This is a genomic window from Candidatus Thiodiazotropha sp. LNASS1 (assembly GCF_964212655.1).
Classification (GTDB): Bacteria; Pseudomonadota; Gammaproteobacteria; order Chromatiales; family Chromatiaceae; genus Thiodiazotropha.
Genome location: NZ_OZ156465.1, coordinates 1,819,074 through 1,836,327, shown reverse-complemented (window position 1 = coordinate 1,836,327; position 17,254 = coordinate 1,819,074). Strand labels below are relative to the sequence as shown.

At 52.2% G+C, this 17,254-nt stretch carries 14 protein-coding genes and 1 tRNA gene; 5 read left to right on the top strand and 10 right to left on the bottom strand.

Annotated features, from left to right (window positions below):
- Position 1 precedes the first annotated feature (1 nt).
- The 4 genes from AB8516_RS07985 to AB8516_RS07970 all read right to left on the bottom strand — a co-directional run bounded on the left by AB8516_RS07985 (position 2) and on the right by AB8516_RS07970 (position 5,771).
- Positions 2-544: a YfiR family protein gene (locus AB8516_RS07985; protein WP_369159658.1), complete on the bottom strand. Its 543-nt coding sequence runs from the start codon at positions 542-544 to the stop codon at positions 2-4.
- Positions 545-731: 187 nt separating this feature from the next.
- Positions 732-2,705, bottom strand: a complete 1,974-nt coding sequence (locus tag AB8516_RS07980) for a TonB-dependent receptor plug domain-containing protein (RefSeq protein WP_369159656.1) — start codon at positions 2,703-2,705, stop codon at positions 732-734.
- Between the two features lie 596 nt (positions 2,706-3,301).
- On the bottom strand, positions 3,302-3,715 hold the full coding sequence (locus tag AB8516_RS07975) for a response regulator (RefSeq protein ID WP_369159654.1): 414 nt from the start codon (positions 3,713-3,715) through the stop codon (positions 3,302-3,304).
- A gap of 49 nt (positions 3,716-3,764) precedes the next feature.
- Positions 3,765-5,771, bottom strand: coding sequence for a CHASE domain-containing protein (locus AB8516_RS07970; RefSeq protein ID WP_369159652.1), 2,007 nt, complete (start codon positions 5,769-5,771; stop codon positions 3,765-3,767).
- Positions 5,772-5,936: 165 nt separating this feature from the next.
- Here AB8516_RS07970 and AB8516_RS07965 point away from each other — a divergent pair, with 165 nt between their 5' ends.
- Positions 5,937-6,608 carry a rhodanese-like domain-containing protein gene (locus AB8516_RS07965; protein ID WP_369159650.1) on the top strand — a complete coding sequence of 224 codons (672 nt, stop codon included), beginning with the start codon at positions 5,937-5,939 and terminating at the stop codon, positions 6,606-6,608.
- Between the two features lie 140 nt (positions 6,609-6,748).
- Here AB8516_RS07965 and AB8516_RS07960 read toward each other — a convergent pair.
- The 5 genes from AB8516_RS07960 to rpsU all read right to left on the bottom strand — a co-directional run bounded on the left by AB8516_RS07960 (position 6,749) and on the right by rpsU (position 11,353).
- Positions 6,749-6,825, bottom strand: a tRNA-Ile gene (locus AB8516_RS07960).
- 74 nt (positions 6,826-6,899) lie between these two features.
- On the bottom strand, positions 6,900-8,732 hold the full coding sequence (gene rpoD, locus AB8516_RS07955) for an RNA polymerase sigma factor RpoD (protein ID WP_369159648.1): 1,833 nt from the start codon (positions 8,730-8,732) through the stop codon (positions 6,900-6,902).
- A 112-nt stretch (positions 8,733-8,844) separates the two neighbouring features.
- Complete coding sequence (dnaG, locus tag AB8516_RS07950) at positions 8,845-10,593, bottom strand: DNA primase (RefSeq protein WP_369159646.1); 1,749 nt, start codon at positions 10,591-10,593, stop codon at positions 8,845-8,847.
- Between the two features lie 67 nt (positions 10,594-10,660).
- Positions 10,661-11,104, bottom strand: a complete 444-nt coding sequence (locus AB8516_RS07945) for a GatB/YqeY domain-containing protein (protein ID WP_369159644.1) — start codon at positions 11,102-11,104, stop codon at positions 10,661-10,663.
- A 33-nt stretch (positions 11,105-11,137) separates the two neighbouring features.
- A complete protein-coding gene (gene rpsU, locus AB8516_RS07940; RefSeq protein WP_069120837.1) occupies positions 11,138-11,353 on the bottom strand; it encodes a 30S ribosomal protein S21 in 216 nt (71 codons plus the stop codon).
- Positions 11,354-11,472: 119 nt separating this feature from the next.
- Here rpsU and tsaD point away from each other — a divergent pair, with 119 nt between their 5' ends.
- Positions 11,473-12,507, top strand: a complete 1,035-nt coding sequence (tsaD, locus tag AB8516_RS07935) for a tRNA (adenosine(37)-N6)-threonylcarbamoyltransferase complex transferase subunit TsaD (RefSeq protein ID WP_369159642.1) — start codon at positions 11,473-11,475, stop codon at positions 12,505-12,507.
- 4 nt (positions 12,508-12,511) lie between these two features.
- Here the strand turns inward: tsaD and epmB are convergent, their stop codons facing one another.
- Positions 12,512-13,495: an EF-P beta-lysylation protein EpmB gene (epmB, locus tag AB8516_RS07930; RefSeq protein WP_369159640.1), complete on the bottom strand. Its 984-nt coding sequence runs from the start codon at positions 13,493-13,495 to the stop codon at positions 12,512-12,514.
- A 70-nt stretch (positions 13,496-13,565) separates the two neighbouring features.
- On the opposite strand from epmB, the gene efp reads away from it, so the two are divergent.
- The 3 genes from efp (at position 13,566) to AB8516_RS07915 (ending at position 17,121) form a co-directional block, all read left to right on the top strand.
- Entirely contained in the window at positions 13,566-14,138 is a 573-nt protein-coding gene (gene efp / locus AB8516_RS07925; RefSeq protein WP_108292650.1) for an elongation factor P, read from the top strand.
- Positions 14,139-14,146: 8 nt separating this feature from the next.
- The gene (gene epmA / locus AB8516_RS07920) at positions 14,147-15,130 is read left to right on the top strand and encodes an EF-P lysine aminoacylase EpmA (protein ID WP_369159637.1); all 984 of its coding nucleotides are present in this window, start codon (positions 14,147-14,149) and stop codon (positions 15,128-15,130) included.
- A 329-nt stretch (positions 15,131-15,459) separates the two neighbouring features.
- Positions 15,460-17,121 carry a murein L,D-transpeptidase gene (locus AB8516_RS07915; RefSeq protein ID WP_369159635.1) on the top strand — a complete coding sequence of 554 codons (1,662 nt, stop codon included), beginning with the start codon at positions 15,460-15,462 and terminating at the stop codon, positions 17,119-17,121.
- The last annotated feature ends 133 nt before the right edge of the window (positions 17,122-17,254 follow it).

The window sequence follows — 17,254 nt, the reverse complement described above, 5'->3', positions numbered from 1 at the left end:
ATTACGGTCCGCCGACAACAATAGCCAGTTTAAGCAGACGTGAGCTGAGATCCAATCCGGCCTCACGGGTAATACGCAGGTTGACTTTGAATCGTATCCGGCCGTCTCTTTGGTAGAGCTCGATCATTCCACCTGATTCGGCAAAGCCCGGTATTTCACTGACAGTCAGTATTGGTTTAACCTGAAGTAAATCCGTTATCTCAATCGCTTCGTACTTGAGTGAATTGGCCAGATACAGGACATGACAAACATCCAATTGGTCTGTTTCCTGTTTTTGCATGATTTGTACAGGATGTTCTCTGAGTGTCTTGCCGTTGAGTCGGATGAGGGTATTTGCCAATTCATCATAACCAATGGAACATATTTTTAATGACGGCCTGTCCTCCGACCATATTCCATCTGGCCAGCGAGCGAATTTCGCGAAGTTAAAAATAAAGGCTGCCTTCAGTAAATTCTCTTCACCTTGTTGTTGCTCTGCGAATGCCGCAAAATTTATACAACCAAGTGCTAGGAGTGTTATAAGAGTCAACAGCCTTGTCGTCACTTCAGTCTATCCAGTTCACATGAGCCAGTATGGCAGATTAGTCCATTATCCATGGTGAAAAATATACATAACCATTAATTTTTTGATTAAATAGCTCTATGCTAATAATCAGAATAATTACTTCCGAAACAACGGTTTGAATAATTATCTTATTGCCAAAAAACAATTCCATATCACTAATCCAGTATTACTCATACCGTCCGCTATGGAGCTTATATTTGATCTCAGCATATAAACTTCGTTCTGGCAGTATCAGGTCATCGGTTACTGAAGGTGCCGTGTATTCCCTTGCGTCCTCATCGAATAGGTTGCGGATCGAAAATGCGAACTCCCAGGCGTTCAGCCCGGTGTATCGCAGTGTCGTATCGGTGAGGGTATAGTCATCGAGTGATGATCTTGGGTCATTGCTGCGTCGTTCCCTTTCACCGATCCAGTTTGTCTGCATGTTCAGGTTCCAATCTGGGCGGAAATTCCAGTCAACCCGCGCATAGGCATCTTGTTTCGGCTCATCAATGGCACGAAATAGGTTATTGTCAGGATTGCGTATTGAATAGTTTGCTGAGAATCTCAGAGTCTTTGCAGCTTGCCATTTCGCCTCCAGTTCAATACCTTGAATTGTGTGATTACCGGTGTTTTGGAATCGCCGGCCACTCTCTCCGGGCAAGGTTGTGGCGCGGATGAAATCGGACTGCCGCAGATTATAGAGATTCATCCCGATATTGAGATCGTTATTTGGAATGTAGGACAGGATCAGCTCAACTGTTTCAGATCGTTCCGGATCCAGGTCGGGATTCGGTCTTGAGAATGATGTTTCAGCGAACAACTCCTGAAAGGATGGCGGGCGAAATGCCCTTCCATAAAGCAATTTCGTAGTGAACCTATCTGAAACCTGCCATACAAGAGCCAGTCGAGGATTCAGTGTATCGCCGAAATCGGAGTAGTCGTCATATCTGACACCTGCGGTTAATTGCCAGTTGTCACTGAATGACCAAACATCCTGTAGAAACAGATACCGAATCGAGCGTGTCTTTTCAGGGGCGAAAGCATACGGTGTGTTTGAGACATCGACAAGCGGACTGCCTGGCGGCAGTGGATTGCCATCTGGCCCAATTCCCATATTTATCAGTTGCTTGACCAAATAGAGGTCTTGCCAGGTATAGCCCAGACCAAGTCGTAGCGCATGTTTATCGACCCCTGTGAAGAGACCGCTGGCCTCGAAACTGAGCCTGCGCTCAGCTGATTGCATTCGATTGATAACCCCTTGCGGGTAATCGCCGTTGAATGCACCGGGCGGACGTTCCTGAAAACCATCGCCTGAGGTGTAATCCAGGTCCTGGTATCGCAATTCCGCATCAATTCCCCAGTCGTTGCTGAAATCAGGATCGTTATAGAGCAGATCGAGGTTGAATCGGCTGTCTTCCGCTGTTGTCAGAGGATCCAGAACACCTGCCCCTGTCAGACCAATCTTCAGGTCGCTATGCTTCATGTAGTCTACACGCAATTGCCAATCGTCTTTCGCGACTGAGAGTCTGATATCCTGATTCTTCCAGCCGAATTGGGCATTGTCCGGTGCAAGGGAGACCATACTGCCCAGTGCAGCATCCTGTTGTGTCTGGCCATCTGCCGCAACAAACGGGTCGTGTCCATCGGTAGTGGCCAGGTTGATGGTGAGACCGATGTCAAATCCGTACCAGCTGCTTCCATATTGCAACCACCCGGTGTTGGAATTGAAACTACCGCTCCTCAGGCCCATTTCATTGTGGTTTATCTTTCCTGCGGTTTTCGTTATGACATTAATAACGCCTGCAGAGGCATCAGCGCCGAATAGGGCAGACCCGGGGCCACGTATTATTTCCACTCTGTCGATGATACTGCTCGGTATGCCTTTCCAGAAAATACCGAATCCCCACATCAGGTCCCGCATCGAAGTGCCATTGATCATCAGCAAGGTCTGATTGGCGTTGGTACCGCGAAATTGTATCAATGGCCTGAATGCAAACTGACTGGCTCTCACATGTATACCAGGGACGCTCTCCAGGATCTCCACAAGGTTGGTGGCGCCAGTTGCCTCGATGTCTTCCACAGTGATAACGGATACTGCAGCGGGTGCCTGCGAAACGGTTTGCTTGGTATCGGTTGAGATTGTTATCTCCAATTCCATCAGCTGTTCCAAACTTAAGGAGAGGAAATGGTCTAATTGCTGATCACGCATAGCCTGAGCAGTGGTGCTTAATATAAGACCGACAACAATTGGGATAAGCTTGGTATTGATCATATGCGGCGGGAATTAAAATCCTTTTCCAGGCTTATCAGGCCTGGATGACTAGAGAGGATATTTGTCTGGGAGCAGATTTTCCGATATCCATTGTTTTGCTTTAAATATGGTCGGATATATGGCGAATATATGGGACAGCCCCATTCTGCTGTGGATTGTCTGATCATGATACATCCTTGATTATTGTCGGTTTGTCTTCTCTGCGTATTCTTTACAAAAAGCAATTATAAAATACTGATAAAAAATGGATACAAAGCCGGATTGAAGTTAGCGCATTCCCAAAAAAACCATTGCTCGATCAGTGAGATATGCTTATGAGAGGAATGGTTGATGACAGCATCAAGCCTTTGATCGGATGCCTGTTTAAGGAGTGCGCCAACCTGTCTGCCCCATAGCCGAATAATAGCATTATTTAGCGTTTACACTTGCTGAGTCCCAAAATATGGTGTGTTTTCTATCTGCCGCGAAAAACAGTCGCCTGTTTACTCCCAGAGTGCAAGGATGGTGGCTACAGCGCGTGTAAATTCATCAAATGAATGAGGTTTGACGATGTAATCGTCAACCTCAAACTCAAACGCAGCTGCACGGTCTTTCGGTTCGTTGGATGATGTCAGCACAATGATACGCAGTGAATTGAGTTCTGGGTCGTTGCGCAGTTCCTGTAAAAACTCGAATCCGCTCATTTTGGGAAGATTGAGATCCAGCAGTGTGAGTGCCGGTAAGGGGGTGATTTTCTTGACGCCATTTGTACCGCGCAGCATGTCGAGGGCTTCTAGTCCTGTTCTGGCGATCAGTAGAGGATTGCTGATATTGTTTTTTTGCAAGGCGCGCTGAACCGTCATGATGTCGACTCGGTCATCTTCTATCAGCAGGATTGTTTCATCTTGGTTCAGCATGATCAGGATACTTGTTTCTCAGTATGTGGAATAGGATCTCAATCTCAGCTTACTCGGACGGGCTGACTTTTGGCCAGGTAAAATAAAAGCATGCTCCTTCCCCGGGTTCCGATGTTAATTTTATGGTGCCTCCATGCTCTTCGACAATCTTTTTTACCAGTGCCAGGCCAATGCCGGTACTGCTTTCCAAATCACTTGATTCCAGTGTTTGGAACATCAGGAAAATCTTTTTGTGGTATTGCGGCGCAATACCTTGCCCATCATCACAAACTGAAAATTGGTAAAATTGATCTAAATCGTCACACTTGATCCGTATCTTCCCCTTCTTTCCACCATGATGCATCAGGCTGTTGCTGATCAGATTGGAAAGGACTTGTACAAGCTGCAGGCGATCAGTATTCAGAGTTGGCATCTTGCCTTTGATCTTGATAGAAAATCTATCAGAAGTGGAGAGGGAATCGATAATTTCCTCTACCAGCTCCTGGGTGTCCACCAGGCTCTCCGGGTCGGAACTCCGGCCGACCCTTGAGTACTCTAGCAATCCCTCTATGAGATCATGCATTCTTTTGACGCGATCACGGAGCAGGGCAAGTTGCTCTTTAGCCGCATCGTCCAGTTTGTCATGGATGTCCTCCTCGATCCATTGGGCAAGATTCGATACCGCACGTAAAGGCGCCTTCAGGTCATGCGATGTGACATAGGCGAACTGTTCGAGGTATTGAGCTCTGCGCTCAGCCTCTGCCGTGCGGTTGGCGATATGGTGTTCCAGGGTTTCATTAAGCCTCTGTAACTCTTGCTCAGCCGATTTGCGCTCGATTACCTCCTGATTCAGTGCCTGCACCACTTCCCATAGTTGTGCTGTTCTCTCCTCGACTTCCAGCCTGACCTGTCTCGCTCGTCCGACGAGTGTTGCGATATAGATCGTAAACAGCAGAGTGAAGGCCAGACTCCCAAAGAAGATGACCCAACTGCTCCACGTGTCTGCCGTGAACTTGCCCGATGCGCTGTTGCATACTATTTTCCATTGCTGAGTTCCGACATTTATCTCCTGAGCGTAGGAGATTTCTTGGTTAATGTCACTATCAGTAACCGTTGAACTGTCTCGCAATCGGGTATGGTGGCTATAGAGTAGGCGTCCTTCCTCATCCTCATCGCTTTGGTAGAAGTGGATGTCTATCCCGCCGGGAAGGAGACTCTCCAATGCGCGTTCGATGATCTCACCGATATAGAACACACCAATGGCAAATCCTCTAATTGATGAGTTCGCCTGGGGGGGCTCTTCGTTTGCATTGTCAGCATTGAAGAAGACAGGGGCGGCAACCATGATTCCGGTCTTTCTTTCTCCATCGTCATTAAGGTAAATGCCGGGAGAAACCTGGATTTCACGCGTGATTTCCGCTTCACTGAACAGATTGGAGGCGGTTGGGTCGGTCCCCATGTTGAGACCGAGCAGCTGTTTATTGTACTGATAGGGTTGTATGTAGAGAATCGGGTAGTAGAACAGCCGACGCGGACTTTTGTTGAGCATGCCGGAGTCATCCATTTCCAGGATTTCAAATGGAGGAAAACTCTGCCGGGCTTCTTCGATGAATGTCTGACGCATCTCGTCAGTAACGACAGGGACCCATTCCAGAGTTTTTATTCCGGCCTGGTTCTTCAATGCCGGGCCGACGAATTTTCGAAATTCGCGCCGACCGACGATTTCGGAAGCTTCAAAAAAACTGGCAATGTCGAGAACAATGCGCAGTGAGTGTTTGATTTCACGCTGGATCACCAGGATTCTGTCCTGAGAGGCCTCTCTGAACGCGATTTCAACCTGATTTTTTTCCCATCGCATTGATTGCACGAACAGCATTATGGTTATTGTAAGTCCCAGTATGGCTACCAGCACTACCGGAAAATAACCCCACCAGATCGATTTTGGGTCGGATCCCCTCTTGGTCTTCGGCTGAGTCGGGATTTGTGCAAGGTACCGCTCGGTAAGGCGCTGTTTGATGCGTACGGTGGCAGCGTTCAACTTTTCAACGAGATGTTTGATTTCGTTCGCTGTTGCCATCTTGGTTGGTATATCGAGTTTTTTACCGTTAGCAATCGATACTAACCTCTGAGCCTAGTGAGCTGTCGTCGAGAGGTCAAATTTGATTCACTTAAGCTATTCAACTGTTTTGATCTGTGAATTGATATAATCTCCATTGAAATTCAGATCGACAGGATGATCCCTATGGGAAATAACAAGATTTCTGTTTTAATTTTAAGCCTGTTTGCGGCATCGATATCGGCCATATCTGGTGCAGATACTTTAGAGGTCATGATTACTCCCGAGATAGGGGAGTTCAGTGTCAAACATGCCGGCAAGGAGTTGTTGATACGCCGCAACCAGGATACCGACGCCCTGCTTGAGTTCGATTTTGCCCGCACTTCACGACCATGCCCTCCCTTTTGTGCACAACCGATAGAAGTGACGAGCGGCGTCAATACCATCGGTGAGGTTGAGCTGATCGCTTTCATGAAAACAGCACTGGGTGAGGGCAGTGGCCTGTTGATCGATGCCAGGACCACTGACTGGCATGAACGCGGCACCATTCCAGGGTCGATCAATGTCCCCTTTACACACCTAAATCCAGATCAGGGCGCGGACGAGATCACCTTGGAGGAGTCACTGATACTGTTCGGCGCTAAAAAGAGAGACAAGAACTGGGATTTCACTGAAGCCAAAACCTTGGTGTTGTGGTGTAACGGGCCTTGGTGCGGTCAGTCACCCACGGCGATCCGCGGCTTGCTCAGCATCGGCTATCCTGCGGAAAAGCTGTATTACTACCGTGGTGGTATGCAACTATGGCAGGTGTTCGGGTTACCCGTTGTCACGCCTGAAGGGGAATTGGTGGATCAATGAATCGCTGGTAGGTGCCATACCAAATCAGATTACCGAATTACGGCAGCCACGGCCGAACGAGTTCAGAGTCAGAGTTACAAATTAGGATTTGAAAAGGTTTATCTCAACAGAGAAACCGGTATCAATGTAATCAATTTTATTGGTGGGCCCACTAGGACTCGAACCTAGGACCAAGGGATTATGAGTCCCCTGCTCTAACCAACTGAGCTATGGGCCCGGAATCGGCGGGATTGTATCAGATCCCGGCGCAAAAACAGCAGTTTTTGCTGTCGTTGCGCTGGGCTCCTGTAATTAATCGCTGTCGAGGAAGCTGCGGAGGCGATCTGAGCGCGAAGGGTGGCGCAGTTTGCGCAGTGCCTTGGCTTCGATCTGGCGGATACGTTCCCTGGTGACATCGAACTGTTTGCCAACCTCTTCGAGGGTGTGGTCGGTGTTCATGTCGATGCCGAAGCGCATGCGCAGCACTTTCGCTTCCCGGCTGGTCAATCCGGCCAGCATGTTTTGCGTCGCTTCGCCCAGGCCTTCCGCGGTGGCTGATTCGATGGGGGAGACCACGCCGGAATCCTCGATAAAATCACCCAGGTGGGAATCCTCATCGTCACCGATCGGTGTCTCCATGGAGATCGGTTCCTTGGCTATCTTGAGTACCTTGCGAATCTTGTCTTCCGGCATATCCATGCGTTCTGCCAGCTCTTCCGGTGTGGCTTCGCGGCCCATCTCCTGAATCATCTGCCGGGAGATGCGGTTCAGTTTGTTGATGGTCTCTATCATATGCACCGGTATACGGATGGTGCGCGCCTGATCGGCGATAGAACGGGTAATGGCCTGACGAATCCACCAGGTCGCATAGGTTGAAAATTTGTAACCGCGGCGATATTCGAACTTGTCCACTGCCTTCATCAGGCCGATATTGCCTTCCTGGATGAGGTCGAGAAACTGCAGTCCGCGGTTGGTGTATTTCTTCGCAATGGAGATGACCAGGCGCAGGTTTGCTTCCACCATCTCTTTCTTGGCGCGGCGTGCCTTGGCCTCGCCGATCGACATCTTGCGATTGGTCTCTTTGATTTCACCAATGGTCAACAGGCAGTCGCTCTCAATGCCGACAAGGCGCTTTTGCGCACGAATGATCTCGTCGGCATACTCTTTGAGGGCTTCCGAATGGGGCTTGCCTTTATTGATCTGGTCGATTATCCAATCGAGGTTGGTCTCATTGTCAGGAAACGAGGCGATAAACTCTTTGCGGGGCATGCGTGCCTTGTCGACGCAAAGGTTCATGATGATGCGTTCCTGATTGCGGATGCGCTCGATAGTGTCTCTTAACGTGGAGACGAGCAGATTGAAGGTGATGGGTACCAGCTTGAATTCAAGGAATGTCTCTGAAACCGCATCCTGGGCCTTTTGCGACTTGGCGCTGGCACGGCCCTGTTTCTTCAGCGCGGAGCACAGCGAGTTATAACGCTTGCGAAGCTCTTTTCCCTTTGCCGCGACCTCTTCGGGGTCTGGGCCGGTGTTTTCCGGATCGTCGCTGCTGTCATCGTCGTCATCACTGGAATTATTGTTGTTACTGGCATCCTGCGGTTGCACCGGTGTGGGGATCTCATCGGGTTCGTTGGGATCGATGAAGCCGCTGGTGATGTCGGCAAGCCGTGATTCGCCGGGTTCAATCTTCTCCAGCAGCGTGCACAGCAGGTCGACGGTGGTGGGGAAGGTGGACAATGCGGCGGAGACCTGATGCAGGCCCTCCTCAATGCGCTTGGCGATGCGCAGTTCGCCTTCACGGGTCAGCAGTTCGACAGTGCCCATTTCACGCATATACATGCGTACAGGGTCAGTAGTGCGGCCAAATTCGCTATCGACGCTGGCCAGGGCGGCAGCTGCCGCCTCGGCGGCATCTTCATCGGCGGAGACGACCGAGTCGCTGAGGGTGTTGTCTTCAAGATCGGGCGCCGATTCATGGACCGTGATGCCCATGTCGTTGATCATGCGGACGATATCCTCGATCTGTTCAGGCTCTACTATGCCCTCAGGAAGGTGGTCATTAACTTCCGCGTAGGTGAGGAATCCCTGTTCCTTACCCTTTGCAATCAGTTGCTTTAGTTGAGATTGCTGCTGTTCCTGGTTCATCTTTTACCTTGTAGTCAGACGAGGTGTACAACACTGAGACTGAACTCACCATATTAGCACACTTTCATATACTTGTACCAGCCATTGGTCTTTCTCTGAAGACCCCTGTTTCTTACTGCTCATCCTGGCTGAGGGTGCCGGGATAGCGGCGTTTCAGCTCATTGAGCAGATCATCAGACAGTTCGCTGGGACGTAGATTCCCCGGTTGCGGTCGGGAATTTTTATGAAACTGCGCATTTAATTTGAGGAGTGCATCACGTAATTCAGCCTCCTGATCCATGCCCGGCAGATCAAACCCGTAATTGGCTAATTTGTTGAGGTGATTGAAGTGCTCCGTATCTCGCCATCGTTCCAACAAAGCTGCTTTGTTAAGCGTAGGTTGGGAACGGATTATTTCAAGTAACTGTTTGAGAATGCTTATGCCGGGTGCGTCCCACTTTTGCCAATCTTTTTCAACGCTGTCTGCAATGGTGTATAGATGGGGGTTGTCGAGCAGTAATGCAATGGCCATTCGAATCGGGGTAGGGCGTTGCTGCTTTTCACTAGGCACCACACTCCTTTGGCGATTTTGGCCTTTTTGCTGAACGCCTTTGTCGAGATGGCCGTCTCTGATACCCACCACCTCTTCCAGATGCTGAAACATCATGCGGCGAAACACCCCGGATGGGAGCTTTTCCAGAAGGGGGGACGCCAGCTGGGCAAGTTTTGCGCGACCATCGATACTCTCCATCTGTACCTGATCGGTAAGTTGTTGGAAGAGAAATTTCGACAGAGGTTGGGCCTGCTCCATGCGTACATTGAAGGCATCGGCACCCTCTTTGCGTATCTGGGTGTCCGGGTCCTCGCCTTGGGGTAAAAAGAGGAATTTGACTTCTCGTCCATCCCGCATCAGAGGCAGGCTGGTCTGCAGTGCTTTCCAGGCCGCATCCCGACCGGCACGGTCACCGTCAAAACAGAATACTACCTCGGGACAGGTGCGAAAGATCAATTCCAGATGGTCATGAGTGGTGGCCGTACCGAGGGTTGCAACGGCATTGAGGATGCCATGCTGGGCCAGTGCGGCCACATCCATATAGCCCTCCACCACCAGTAGTCGTGTAATCTTGGCGTTTGCCTTGCGCGCCTCATACAGGCCATAGAGTTCCCGTCCTTTATGAAACAATGCGGTTTCAGGTGAGTTCAGGTATTTCGGTTTTTCATCTCCGATGGTGCGGCCGCCGAAGCCGATGGTGCGTCCCCGCCGGTCCCGGATGGGAAAGATGATGCGGTCTCGGAAGCGGTCGTAACCCTTGCTTTCCCCCTCTTGAGTCAATCCACACTCCAGCAGTCTGGAGACGGAGGAAGTATCCTTGCCAAGTGTGGTAAGCAGATTATCCCAACCTGGAGGCGCATAACCGATACCGAAGGCGGCGGCGATTTCACCGCTCAAGCAGCGTGACTTGAGATAGTCGATTGCCAGTTCGGCATTGGGATGGTTTTTGAGTTGATGGCGGTAGAAGCGGGCTGCATCCTCCATCAAGTCATACAGCGGACGCAGGTCTGGGCCTTGGTCGGAACCGGCCTCCCGGGGTACCTCGAGGCCCGCAGTGTGAGCCAGCTCTTCCACGGCCTCGACAAAACCGAGATTTTCATACTCCATGAGAAAACCGATGGCTGATCCATGGGCGCCACAGCCGAAACAGTGGTAGAACTGCTTTTGTTGGCTGACAGTGAATGAAGGGGTCTTTTCGTCGTGGAAGGGACAACGCGCCTGAAAGTCGCGGCCTGCCTTTTTAAGCGGTATGCGCCGATTGATGACATCGACAACGTCGATGCGGTTCAAAAGGTCATCGATAAACTGTGTGGGGATCTTACCGGCCATGTTTTCCTACTGGCCTTAAAGGGAATCGGCCATGGGGCAAGAATAGCTGATAATGGCCTGATGTGAGTCAGCCTGCCAGTTTTTGTTTTACCAGGCCGCTGACCTTGCCCATATCGGCCCGGCCTTGCATCTGAGGTTTGAGCAGCCCCATGATCTTGCCCATGTCCTGCATGCCCGAGGCATTGGTTTCGGCGATTGCATTGTCGACCATTGCCGAAATTTCATCATCGCTCAGACCTGCGGGCATATAGGTCTCGATTATGGCAATCTCGCTCTTTTCCTGCTCTGCCAGCTCCTGGCGGCCTGCACTTTCATACTGCTTGATGGAGTCGCGCCGCTGCTTGATCATCTTTTCCAGGATTGCCAATACTTGAGTATCATCCAGTTCGGTACGTTCATCGACCTCGCGCTGCTTGATCGCGGCGGTGATCAGACGCAAAGTGCCCAGACGTGACTTCTCTTTGGCCTTCATGGCGGCCTTGACGTCATCTAAGATCTGTTCTTTAAGCATCCTGGCAGGCTCCTGCGGGGCAGGGGGGGATGATCAATACTGGCGTTCGAAACGGCGGCTTTCGCGGGAAACCTTTTTCAGGTTGCGTTTAACGGCTGCTGCTGCCTTGCGTTTGCGTTCCCAAGTGGGCTTTTCATAGAATTCCCGGCGGCGGACTTCAGCGAGCACCCCGGCCTTCTCACAGGAGCGCTTGAAACGGCGCATGGCGACTTCAAAAGGTTCGTTCTCTTTAACGCGTACGTTCGGCATCGATGTTGTTTCCTCGAATCTGTTAAGCTTCTCGACCGGTCGAAAGGCGGAGATTCTACTCATAGCCACCCCGGTTTGCAAAGGTATAGGGCTATTCTACAGCAAAAAGTGGTACAAATATGCGGGTATTAGGTATAGAAACATCCTGTGATGAGACCGGTGTGGCCGTTTACGACAGTGAAATGGGTCTGCTGGCTCATGCCCTGCACAGCCAGGTCGATCTGCATGCAGATTATGGTGGGGTGGTGCCTGAATTGGCATCCAGGGACCATGTGCGCAAGCTTTTACCGTTGGTCCGGCAGTTGTTTCAGGATGCCGGGATCGAGGCTGCTTCACTGGACGGTGTGGCCTACACCGCAGGTCCGGGTCTGGTGGGCGCCTTGCTGGTAGGTGCATCGGTGGGGCGGAGCATGGCCTGGTCCTGGGGTATCCCGGCGATTGGTGTGCACCATATGGAGGGCCATCTCCTGGCGCCCATGCTTGAGCCTGATCCTCCGGCCTTTCCCTTCATCGCAATGCTGGTATCCGGTGGACACACCCAGTTGGTGGAGGTGGAAGGTATGGGTCGATACCGACTGCTCGGGGATACTCTGGACGATGCGGCCGGCGAGGCCTTCGATAAGACCGCTAAGCTCTTGGGATTACCCTATCCCGGGGGACCGGAACTGGCGAAACTGGCTGAGCAGGGCGATCCTGAGCAGTTTCATTTTCCCCGGCCGATGATCGACAGACCCGGCCTCGACTTCAGTTTCAGTGGTTTGAAGACCTTTGCCCTGAATACCATCCAGCGGGCAGAGCGTGAGGAGGGGGGAGCCCTATCGGCTCAGACCAGGGCCGATATAGCACGCGCCTTTGAAGAGGCGGTGGTCGACACCCTTTTGCTCAAGTGTCGCAGGGCTGTCAGGCAGTGTGGTATCAAGACGCTGGTGCTGGCCGGCGGGGTCAGCGCCAATCGACGATTACGTCAGCGGATCGATGCGATGATGGCGGGTGAAGAAGGGGCTGCCTACTATCCCCGTCCCAAGTTTTGCACTGATAACGGGGCCATGATCGCTTATGCCGGCTGCCGGCGCCTTTTGGCCGGGGAATCCGAGGCGCTTAGGTTTTCGGTCCGCTCCCGCTGGCCCATGGAGTCGCTGGGTGGTGGGGGGTGAGGCCCTAAATTGTGCAATCCTGAATGGGTGTCTTATACAACTCTCCTGCTGTCTCACGCACCATTCTCGGCATCAGATAGCCTGGCAGTTCGGTCAGCAGCTGTTGCTGCAGTTTCAGGATGGCTGCCTTCTCCAGCTCAAAATGGGCGGCGCCCTCAACCCGGTCGAGCAGGTGCAGGTAATAGGGCAGAACACCGATCTCAAAAAGGCGATTGCTGAGCCTGACCAGGGTATCGCCGTGATCGTTCACGCCTTTCAGCAAGACCGACTGATTCAATAGGGTGACGCCCGACGCCGCCACTTTTTTCACTCCCTCCGCGACAGCGGGCGACAGCTCATTGGGGTGATTGGCGTGGATTACCACTACCTTTTTGATGGCGCAACGCTTCAAGACGCTAAGCAATTCACCTGTGATACGTTGGGGCAGGACCACCGGTAAGCGGGTGTGAATGCGCAAGCGTTTGATCTGTGGCAACGATTCAAGCTGCGCCAACCATCGCCCGAGTTTATCGTCACTGATCATCAATGGGTCTCCGCCGCTCAGGATGACCTCCTCAACCTCGGGATTGGCCACAAGATAGTCGATGACCTGGCGCCATTGACTGTTGGTGGCCGTAGCGTCGGAATAGGGGTAGTGTCGGCGAAAGCAGTAACGGCAATGGACCGCGCATGCCCCGGTGGTGATGATCAGGATACGGCCATGATACTTCTGCAACAGCCCGGGGCTATGCCCGGCCATGTGATCACCGACCGGGTCGGTGCTGAATCCGTCGGCCAGGTCCATCTCGCTGGCATGTGGGAGAACTTGCAGCAGTAGAGGATCATCAGGATCGCCCTTGCGCATCAGTGCGGCGAAGACCTTGGGTACCCGCAGTGAGAATTGCCTACTGGCCCGGATGTGATCGGACACCGCCGACGGTTCGATCTGTAGATATTCGAGCAGACTGGGTACGTCGGTGAAACCGTCGGCGAGGGCTTTTCGCCACACTGACGCCTGCACACAGGACTCAGTCTCAGGTATGATGTGCGCCGCAATTGATATGTTTCGTGAGGATGTCATGGCTAGTTATAGCACCAATGAGTTTAAGGGTGGCCTGAAAATCATGCTGGATGGGGATCCCTGCTCCATTATTGAAAACGAATTCGTAAAGCCTGGCAAAGGTCAGGCCTTCAATCGGGTCAAGATACGCAATCTGAAGACTGGCCGGGTGTTGGAAAAAACCTTCAAATCGGGTGAATCGGTTGAAGGGGCCGATGTGCATGAGTCTGAAATGCAGTATCTCTACAATGATGGCGAGTTCTGGCACTTCATGGATCCTGATAGTTACGAACAGGTAAGCGCCGATCAGGCTGCAGTGGCGGAGAGTGCCAAATGGCTGAAGGAGGAGGACGTCTGTCTGGTGACCCTGTGGAATGGCGCCCCGATTATTGTCGAACCGCCTAAATTCGTGATCCTGAACATCACCGACACCGATCCGGGACTGAAAGGGGACACCTCAGGGAGTGGCGGCAAGCCGGCCACCTTAGAGACCGGTGCCGTGGTGCGTGTGCCGCTGTTTGTCCAGATCGGCGAGGCAATCAAGGTGGATACCCGCAGCGGTGAGTATGTCTCACGCGCCAAGGAAGACTGACCGGTTTAATGGCCCAAAAGGACGATTGGCGACCTTCCGCCTCCATCCAGATTATACGGGCCAGGGCGGAGATGCTGAGCCATATCCGTCGATTCTTTGATCAGATCGGTGTGGTTGAGGTGGAGACACCGGTCTGTTCGCGCTTTGCCGCAACGGACCCTGCAATAGAGAGTTTCAATACCCGTTATACCGGCCCCGAGGCGGTTCAGGGTCTCGATCTTTATCTGCATACCTCCCCTGAGTTCCCCATGAAGCGGTTGTTGGCGGCTGGCAGCGGTCCGATCTACCAGATCTGTAAGGTGTTCCGTAACGGTGAGCTTGGCCGGCGCCACAATCCGGAGTTTTCACTTCTGGAGTGGTATCGACCGGGTCTCGATTATCATCAGCTGATGGATGAGGTGGCCAATCTGATCAACAGATTGACAGCGCGGCCGCTGTCGATCGAAAAACTGACCTATGCCGAAGCATTCGAGCGTCGGCTCGGAATGAATCCCCATGCGGCCGATCTCGATCAGTTGCGGCAATGTGCCGTAGAACAGGGTATTTCCGGTGCGGACCAGCTTGCCATAGAGGGTTGTGACGGCTGGCTCGACCTGCTGCTGAGTCATTTGATTGAACCCCAGCTGGGTCAGTGCGGAATGACTTTCCTGTATGACTATCCCGCGAGTCAGGCAGCCTTGGCGCAGGTGCGGGAGGATAGATATCCGGTAGCGGAACGCTTCGAACTCTATATAGGCGGAATGGAGATTGCCAACGGGTTTCAGGAACTGACCAGTGCCGGTCTGCAGCGAAAGCGATTCAATGCGGACAATCGCCGGCGTGGATCTTCCCGGCAAGCGGAAGTGCCGATGGATGAAGCCCTGCTTGATGCGCTGGAGGCAGGGATGCCGGAGTGTTCGGGCGTTGCCTTGGGCCTGGATCGCCTGCTGATGGTTTTGACCGGCACGCACGACATACGCCAGGTGGTTACATTCGATATCGGCCGGTCTTGAAATTATCACGATGATCAACCCGCACACTGAGCGGACAGATGCTTGGCATCGTTCGCTATTCAATGTGTGGGAAGTTGTTTCCCATATTGATCTCTTTCTGCAGATTTAACTATTTTTTACCCATTGTCTGGTCTTGCCTGATTAGACTCTAACCATGAATTGTAGGGGGTAAACCTGTCTTATCTCCGATACCGGACCTAAGCTTAAGCATAGAGGCAGGCGATGGCTTGAGTCTTCGGCTGCGGGTACTTCAGGGCATGGTGTGATCGTTATTTCATCGACTACTCTACTGCCCATACGAGCAATGGCTTCGAATGTTCAGGAGTATATTGAAAGATAAAAGCAGGTACTGGATTGGCATTCTTCTCTGTCTGTTTTTCAGCCGAGGCGAAGCGGCCGGTGTTATCGCTATCAGTCCAGCAGCTGAGTCGCTTGTGGTGCCGATTGAATCAGCGCTGGAGGGGGGGCTGGTAATCGATTGGCCACAGATTGAGCGTCTTTATGACAAGCAGCGACATCGATTCATTTGGCATCATGAAGGCGAACTGACTGAGCAGGGTAGACACCTCTTTCGTTGGCTGGCATCAGCGGAGCTGGATGGTTTGAATACCGATGATTACCATCTGGATCATCTGCGTGGGTTGGTCTTCGACCCGTCACCTGAAGTCATGGTCAATCGAGAGCTGCTGCTCAGTGACGGTTATCTCAGGCTGGCCAGAGATCTGCGATTGGGGCGATATGATGCACAGTCCCTCGATCCTTTCTGGATGTTTCCAAACGAGAGTTTCGATCCGGTCGATGCCTTGTCGTCTGCACTATCCGGTGGTGCACTGGAACAATTACTCAACACCCTTCGACCAACCAACAGCGCCTATCTGCAGCTGAAGGATGCGCTTGTGAAGTATCGCGACATCCAAGCCGAAGGGGGCTGGCCAACCCTCCACCTCGATGACAGTTTACGGCTGGGTGATTCGGATCCTGCAGTTGCACTCCTCCGGCAGCGGTTACAAGGGGAATCGAGCCGGACAGCTGAAGAGATACCCGATCCAAACTATTTCGATACCAACCTGGCGAAGGCGGTTAAACGATTCCAGCGGCGACTTGGATTGGTGCCGGATGGCATTGTGGGGTCTGCCACCCTGCGAGCCCTAAATGATCCGGTGGAGACACGCATCGCACAATTACGGGCGAATCTTGAGCGCTGGCGCTGGCTGCCTCATGAACTGGAGCCGCAGCACCTGATGGTCAATACAGCGGGATTTGAGATTTCTCTCATGAATCGGGACCAGGTCGTATTTCACAAGCGCACGGTGAACGGTAGGCAGGAGCGACAAACGCCCTCGTTCAGCAGCAAAGTGACACATCTGGTCATGAATCCATTGTGGACAGTGCCCCGTAGCATCGCGGTGCAGGATATACTGCCGCAGCTACAGCAGGACAATGAGTATCTGGCGCGTAAACAGTTTCGCGTCTATGTGCGTTCAGATGGAGAATGGGGTGAGATCGATCCGGTCGGTATCGATTGGGCAAGCTATCATGAAAACAATTTTCCCTTTGTCTTGAGACAGGATGCGGGCAACAGCAACAGTCTTGGACGGATAAAATTTCATATGCCCAATGCTCACCAGATCTATCTCCATGACACCCCTGCCCGTGGCCTGTTTGAGCGGCCGAATCGGGCCTACAGCTCTGGGTGTGTCAGGGTTGAGGCAGCTGATCAGTTGGCTCAACTGCTGGTAGAGTACGCAGAGCAGCCGCAGAATATCTGGTTGCAGCAAGCCCTGCGCAGCGGTGAAACCCAGATGGCTCCGCTCGCCAAACCGATGCCGGTCTACCTTACCTACTTCACCAGTTGGGTGGATACTGCGGGAGATATCCATTTTCGACCCGACATCTATCAAAGAGATACCGCATTAATGCTGGTGATGGGTGAAGGGGTTGAGCATCTAACCGCTCATCATGAGAGCAGGGCGGAGAATCCCTCGCTCTAGGGCCCGTTAACACTAATCCGATCTGTCCCGGCCCCATACCCCACAGCTAAGGCATCCTGACTCACATTCATGTGATTCGAGTCACAGGGTTGGCTTTACCCTGCCTGAATTTGTTAACCTGCGCGTGGATTTT

Coding starts and splice junctions, on each gene's coding strand:
- AB8516_RS07980 (WP_369159656.1), bottom strand. CDS start 2,705: ATGGAATTGGAGATAACAATCTCAACCGATACCAAGCAAACCGTTTCG.
- AB8516_RS07975 (WP_369159654.1), bottom strand. CDS start 3,715: ATGCTGAACCAAGATGAAACAATCCTGCTGATAGAAGATGACCGAGTC.
- AB8516_RS07970 (WP_369159652.1), bottom strand. CDS start 5,771: ATGGCAACAGCGAACGAAATCAAACATCTCGTTGAAAAGTTGAACGCT.
- AB8516_RS07965 (WP_369159650.1), top strand. CDS start 5,937: ATGGGAAATAACAAGATTTCTGTTTTAATTTTAAGCCTGTTTGCGGCA.
- rpoD (WP_369159648.1), bottom strand. CDS start 8,732: ATGAACCAGGAACAGCAGCAATCTCAACTAAAGCAACTGATTGCAAAG.
- dnaG (WP_369159646.1), bottom strand. CDS start 10,593: ATGGCCGGTAAGATCCCCACACAGTTTATCGATGACCTTTTGAACCGC.
- AB8516_RS07945 (WP_369159644.1), bottom strand. CDS start 11,104: ATGCTTAAAGAACAGATCTTAGATGACGTCAAGGCCGCCATGAAGGCC.
- rpsU (WP_069120837.1), bottom strand. CDS start 11,353: ATGCCGAACGTACGCGTTAAAGAGAACGAACCTTTTGAAGTCGCCATG.
- tsaD (WP_369159642.1), top strand. CDS start 11,473: ATGCGGGTATTAGGTATAGAAACATCCTGTGATGAGACCGGTGTGGCC.
- efp (WP_108292650.1), top strand. CDS start 13,566: ATGGCTAGTTATAGCACCAATGAGTTTAAGGGTGGCCTGAAAATCATG.
- epmA (WP_369159637.1), top strand. CDS start 14,147: ATGGCCCAAAAGGACGATTGGCGACCTTCCGCCTCCATCCAGATTATA.